The organism is Arcicella sp. (assembly GCF_964672035.1).
Map to the genome: position 1 here is coordinate 1 of NZ_CBABQS010000139.1, position 5,511 is coordinate 5,511.

Sequence of the window (5,511 nt, forward strand, 5' to 3'; positions counted from 1 at the left end):
ACCTCAATTTTAGGACTCACTTGAAGAGATTATGTCGTAAAACAATCTGTTTTTCTAAAAAGGATGATATGCACTTTGGGTTTATAAAGGCTTATATATGGCTTAAAAACGCTGCATGATAGCAGAATACATTCTGAAACACTACCTAATTTTTATTCTGATTAATTTTAGGCTTCACAATTTTATTTTTAGAAATCCAATTACTCAAAGTAGCCTCGGTAGCTCCATAACGATTGGCAATAAAACTTTGCTTTGAACCATTTTGAAGTAAGGCTTCTATCTCCACTTTGTAAATATCTAATTTACTTTTTCCTGGTCCTTTCGGACGACCCAATATCATTCTGTTGGCTTTCTTCACCCGTAAGGCTTCTTTGGTTCTTTGGGAAATTAAATCTCTTTCAATCTCGGCTGCCATTGTAAAAACCATCGCCATGATTTTACTTTGGATAGTGTCGTCCAATTGCCAGTTTACCTTTGCCGGTGTACATTTTAATTTCTTTGTCAATAGCAAACAAAATGATTTCCATAATTTCCAACATACTTCGTCTCAATCTCGAAAACTCACTAATCAAAAGCACATCGCCCTTTTCCAATTGATTGAGAACCGTAAAAATCTGTCTTTCCTTCCAAGACACTTATCCCGAAATTTTATCTTCCACAAACTCGACTTTACCCAAACCTTTTTCATTGGCTAAGGAAAGAATGTCGGTTTTGTTTTTGGAGTTGTCTTGTTCAAGAGTCGAGACACGTAAATAAGCAATATTTCTGGGCATTTTGATAAGATTAGATAAAAACATGCTACAGGTAATTATTTTATAAAACTTAATCTGTTTTTATCAATGAGTTTTGTCTAATTATTCTTATGGTTTATAGGATGGTTTATTTTGTAAGAAATTAATTCGTAAATGAAAATCATTTAAATATTGATTCTAAAAATTGTATTCGACTGAAGAAAGTTGTGAAGTCATTTCAGTTGCACATATTTCATCGAAACCGCAAAAACAATGGCAAATACAAAATAATCCCTATTAAAGACATCATCAATCCCCCAATTGTTCCAGCACCAAGCGCAAACCAGAAGACTTCATTTTGTCCGTAAATCAAAAATGGAATTAAGCCTACTACCGTTGAAAGAATTGTTAAAAGGATAGGAATAATTTTATGATTATAGGCTTTAATATATAGTTTGAAGGGTTTTGTGGTAGGGTGTAGTTTCCGTAAATTATTAAATTCTGCAATAATGAAAATTGCGGCACAAACCACATTGCCACTTAGCAACACAAAAGAAGCGTATCCTCCTTGGTCGAAATTGAAATCAAACCAATAGAAAGTTAAAAAGACTCCGATAAATGAAATTGGTATCATCATAATCAACGCTAAGGGTTGCAACAATGACTCAAAAATGATGGCACAAATAATATAAATCAACACTATCACCAAGCCGATTAACCAATATTGTTGTTTGGCTTCTTCACTGTACCAATCATAGCCCGTTTTCTTGGCGGTATATCCCAAAGGCAATTCTGGTTTGATTTCTGTCAGGGTTTTCTCTAAAAATTTATCCCCAAAATTTTGACTCCCAAAATATTCAAAACTTACCATTCTGAGATATTCCTGATTCTCCTTATGAATTTCTGGACTGATTTTCTGTTTTTCAGACTTGGCAAAATCAGATAATTTGACAATGTTTTTATCCATCTTCACCGACTGGTTCATTAATGACCAAACATCAAAATTTTTACTATCATCTGGCACAACTTTAATTTGTTCGTATTCACCGTTCATTAATTGATAAATGTCTGGTCGGGAGCGTACATTTTGGCGTTGCAAATACTCATACACCTCCGTATTAGTTCGCCCGTACAGGGCTAAGTGTTTCGGGTCGGTTTGTAATACAAATTCATAAAGACTTTTATTATTCCAAAAATTTAGACTCTTATTGATGTTTGCTTCTTGGATTCTTGGGTGAACTTCCAGCCGTTTTTTCAAAATATTCGCTTGGCGTTCCAATTCATTATAATTGTAACCGTGCATCATTACGTTAAAAGTTGGCGTACTGTTTTCATCTAAATTCTGACTAAATCCTTGACCGACTCCGTAAATATCCCAATTGATACCACTCATTTCAGTAGAAAAAGCAATCATCCGATTTTTCAAGATGTACGGAAACGAGCCATTTTCATATTCAGACTTAAAATAGATGGTCATACTTCCATTTTGTCCGTTATAAATCCGAGTAATAAAACGGTCAATTTCTTTGAATTGGCTCAAATAGCTTTCCACTGGCAAATACAATTCATTCATTTGCTCAATGGTTGCTTGATTTGGTAATCCTATATTAACGTATAATAAAGTCCGTTCATTTTTTGAATAGTATGATTTCTCGTAAACATAGTTCACAAACAATCTTAAACTCCCTCCAAACACTTTATTAATGGTTGGTTGGATGTTTTCTTGATAATATTCGCTCCCGATACTTGGATTATAATACTTTGCCAAAGGGTTTGTGTCTTCCAAACGATTAGGTAACATAAAGACGGGAAAGCCGAAAGCAAGGAACATTAGAAGGAAAGATGTTTTACGAAAACGTAAAGAGAAGAGCATTGTTTTTGTATAAATTATACTCAGTTTAGATATTCTTCTTAGTTTTTTTCTATGTTTAATCTCTTGATTATCAGGCAACATATCTATTCTTTCTATCAAAGCAGGAACAAAAAACAGAGCAACAATTAAGGAAATTTCCAAGACAACAATCATTACTACAGCAAAGTCCAATAGGTCTAATTTTGTCTCTTCTGGCAGAAACCAAATAACCGTTAGCCCCGCAATGGTTGTGAGAGTTGCCCCTAATAATGCCATGAAAACATTTAGATTTTTGTATCTGCGATAATGGTCAATCATCACAATTGTATTATCAATCAAAATACCCAAAGACGTTGTAATGGCAGCCAATGAATACAGATGAATCTCTATTTTGAGGAAATAGAAAACAATGAAAGAAAGTGCCAAATTGACGATGAGACTTAATGAAATCACCACTGTATATCGCCAACTACGGGTCGTGAGCCATACAAAAATCAATAAAATCAAGATTGCCAAACCCGATTGCACCCAAATTTTGTCTAAATTTTCACGGATATATTCCGTGGCATCATACTCAATATTAGTCTGATAGGTGGGAGGAAGAGTTTTAGAAATCTCCGCTAATTTTGCTCGAATGGTTTTGGATAAGCTCAACTGATTTGCACCAATATCTGCCTGTACGACAATCGTAACGGCATTTTTGCCATTAATCCTATAAAACTCTTCAATGGGTTGTTCGTTACGACTGACCTTCAAAATATCCGAAAGATGGATAATTCTACCTAAATTTTTCTTGTCTTTTGCTCTTAAAGGCAAAGCAATCTTCTCTAAATCTTTCCCAATTTCTTCGGCATATTTTTGGGTTAAAATATCCTGTGATTTTGGACTCAATATCACATTCATTTGTTGTCCTTCGCCATTACGAACTAAGCCCAAACTACTTTGTTGATATTGGTTTTTGATGGCTTTAATTATCTCATTCTCAGAGATTTGTAAGTTTTCTAATTGACTTCTGTTGTAGGTCAAAACCCATTCTTGGCGATTTCCTCCATAGACATTTACGGTATAAACACCTTCAACTTGGGCTAATTTGGGCTTTAATTGTTCTTCAGCATATATCTTCAAATCACTCAAACTTGCTTGCCCGTTGAACTGCAAAGACATCAGCGGTTTTTGTTGCGTTTCTTGGTCTGGGGAATTGAGACTAATGATTGGATAACTCACCTCTTTGGGCAGTTGTGGGTATAGTTGCCTGACGAGCGTTGCGACCTCAAAACGTAATTGGTCAAGGTTGGCAGATTTATCAATTTCTATCGTGATATATCCATTGCCATAACCCGAAACCGAACTTAATTTTGCAATGCCTTGCAAGGTACTAAACGCCCCTTCTAATTTAGCGGATACCTGACGTTCAAGCACTTCTGGCGAAACATTACCCCAATAATACGAAACTGTAAGACTGCCAGAATTTTTAGAAGGATTTAACTGAATAGAGAGTTTAGGAATGAGAACAATACCGATTATACTGAGTACTACAAAAGCGATTAAAAGGCTGTAAGAAGATTTTTTCATAGTTTTAGATACATTTCATTGAGCAAATATTATAATGTACCCCAAATTTAGGACAACCTTTCAATAAGACGGAAGTATTGCTAAATTTGATATTATGAACAAGCATAGCAAGCGTAAATTCACTCCTGAGTTCAAGTTTAAGGTCGCCCTTGAAGCACTTCAAGAGAAACAAACATTGGCAGAAATTGCCAGTAAATATGAACTTCACTCCAGTCAAATTAGTGACTGGAAACAGCAAGTATTGACCACTGGGGGTGGTTTGTTTGAGTCTGATAAATCAGCAAAAGTATCATCGGCAAAAGCTGATAATTCTGATAAACTCTACGAACAAATTGGTCGTTTACAAGTTGAGAATACTTTTCTTAAAAAAAAGTTATCGTGAACTTTAACCCGACCCAGCGTTTGGAAATGATTGAAGAAAAACACGAAGGTTTATCGATCAATCGTCAATGTGAAATACTGTCAATTAGTCGTTCAAGAATTTATTATAAGCCCGTTGAACGTAACAACGACTTGGATGATGCCCTAATGAAAGCCATTGACAAACAGCACTTAAAATGCCCTTTTTATGGTTTCAGACGAATGACAGTACACTTACAATCATTAGGGTATGCCATCAATCGTAAACGAATTAGGCGATTAATGAAGTTAATGAATATCAAGGTCATTTACCCTCATTCAAATACTTCTAAGCCCAATTCAGACCATCAGAAGTACCCATACTTGCTCAGAGATGTTGTCATAAACAGAGCTAATCAGGTATGGTCAACGGACATTACTTATATCCCAATGGAAAAGGGATTATGCGGGCGGCGTTCCGCTATTGTATGGCGATAATTGACTGGCATACTCGGAGTATTTTACATTGGTCATTGTCTAACACGATGGAAGCCTCTTGGTGTACTCAGGTACTCAAAGATTGTCTTGCTAAACACGGTAAACCTGAAATATTTAATACAGATCAGGGTAGTCAATTTACGGCTAATATGTTCCTTGAAGTGCTTATCGAAAAACAGATAAAAATCTCAATGGACGGCAAAGGCAGAGCATTAGATAATGTATTCATAGAAAGATTTTGGCGAAGTTTAAAACAAGAAAAAATCTATCTGTATGCTTACGAAAATGGATGGCAATTAGAACAGGGAATCACAGAGTATATGGCATTTTACAATTACGAAAGACCCCATCAATCGCTCGATTATAAAACCCCAATGTCCCAATACGCAATGGCAGCCTAAAAGTTATCCACTTATCCACACAATTAACAAAAGAAAAAAAGAACCAAAAAAAGAAAAATTACAACAACTAATAGTTTCGTTTTAATTAATAACTGTTTTAACTAAGGGGTACATTTTA

General features: G+C 35.2%; 8 protein-coding genes. 4 read left to right on the forward strand and 4 right to left on the reverse strand.

The genetic code is table 11. The annotated features are described in order from the left end of the window. The coding region (locus AC1W31_RS20190) for an IS1 family transposase (RefSeq protein WP_481736312.1) at positions 1-119 on the forward strand (119 nt) is incomplete at its 5' end. Between the two features lie 26 nt (positions 120-145). On the opposite strand, the gene AC1W31_RS20195 is transcribed toward AC1W31_RS20190, so the two are convergent. The 4 genes from AC1W31_RS20195 to AC1W31_RS20210 all read right to left on the reverse strand — a co-directional run bounded on the left by AC1W31_RS20195 (position 146) and on the right by AC1W31_RS20210 (position 4,155). Further along, positions 146-460, reverse strand: a complete 315-nt coding sequence (locus AC1W31_RS20195) for a hypothetical protein (protein WP_481736305.1) — start codon at positions 458-460, stop codon at positions 146-148. Next, positions 438-635, reverse strand: a complete 198-nt coding sequence (locus AC1W31_RS20200) for a recombinase family protein (RefSeq protein ID WP_481736306.1) — start codon at positions 633-635, stop codon at positions 438-440. The genes AC1W31_RS20195 and AC1W31_RS20200 overlap by 23 nt, the downstream gene beginning before the upstream one ends. Then, positions 636-773 (reverse strand): hypothetical protein, encoded by a 138-nt coding sequence (locus AC1W31_RS20205; protein ID WP_481736307.1) that lies wholly within the window; start codon positions 771-773, stop codon positions 636-638. Positions 774-984: 211 nt separating this feature from the next. Continuing rightward, the gene (locus AC1W31_RS20210) at positions 985-4,155 is read right to left on the reverse strand and encodes an efflux RND transporter permease subunit (RefSeq protein WP_481736308.1); all 3,171 of its coding nucleotides are present in this window, start codon (positions 4,153-4,155) and stop codon (positions 985-987) included. Between the two features lie 94 nt (positions 4,156-4,249). On the opposite strand from AC1W31_RS20210, the gene AC1W31_RS20215 reads away from it, so the two are divergent. From AC1W31_RS20215 to AC1W31_RS20225, 3 genes are read left to right on the forward strand one after another with little or no spacing between them, the layout of a single operon-like run. Then, complete coding sequence (locus tag AC1W31_RS20215) at positions 4,250-4,537, forward strand: transposase (RefSeq protein WP_481736309.1); 288 nt, start codon at positions 4,250-4,252, stop codon at positions 4,535-4,537. Further along, on the forward strand, positions 4,534-4,992 hold the full coding sequence (locus AC1W31_RS20220; protein WP_481736310.1) for an IS3 family transposase: 459 nt from the start codon (positions 4,534-4,536) through the stop codon (positions 4,990-4,992). The genes AC1W31_RS20215 and AC1W31_RS20220 overlap by 4 nt, the downstream gene beginning before the upstream one ends. Beyond that, the gene (locus AC1W31_RS20225) at positions 4,917-5,393 is read left to right on the forward strand and encodes a transposase (protein ID WP_481736311.1); all 477 of its coding nucleotides are present in this window, start codon (positions 4,917-4,919) and stop codon (positions 5,391-5,393) included. The genes AC1W31_RS20220 and AC1W31_RS20225 overlap by 76 nt, the downstream gene beginning before the upstream one ends. The last annotated feature ends 118 nt before the right edge of the window (positions 5,394-5,511 follow it).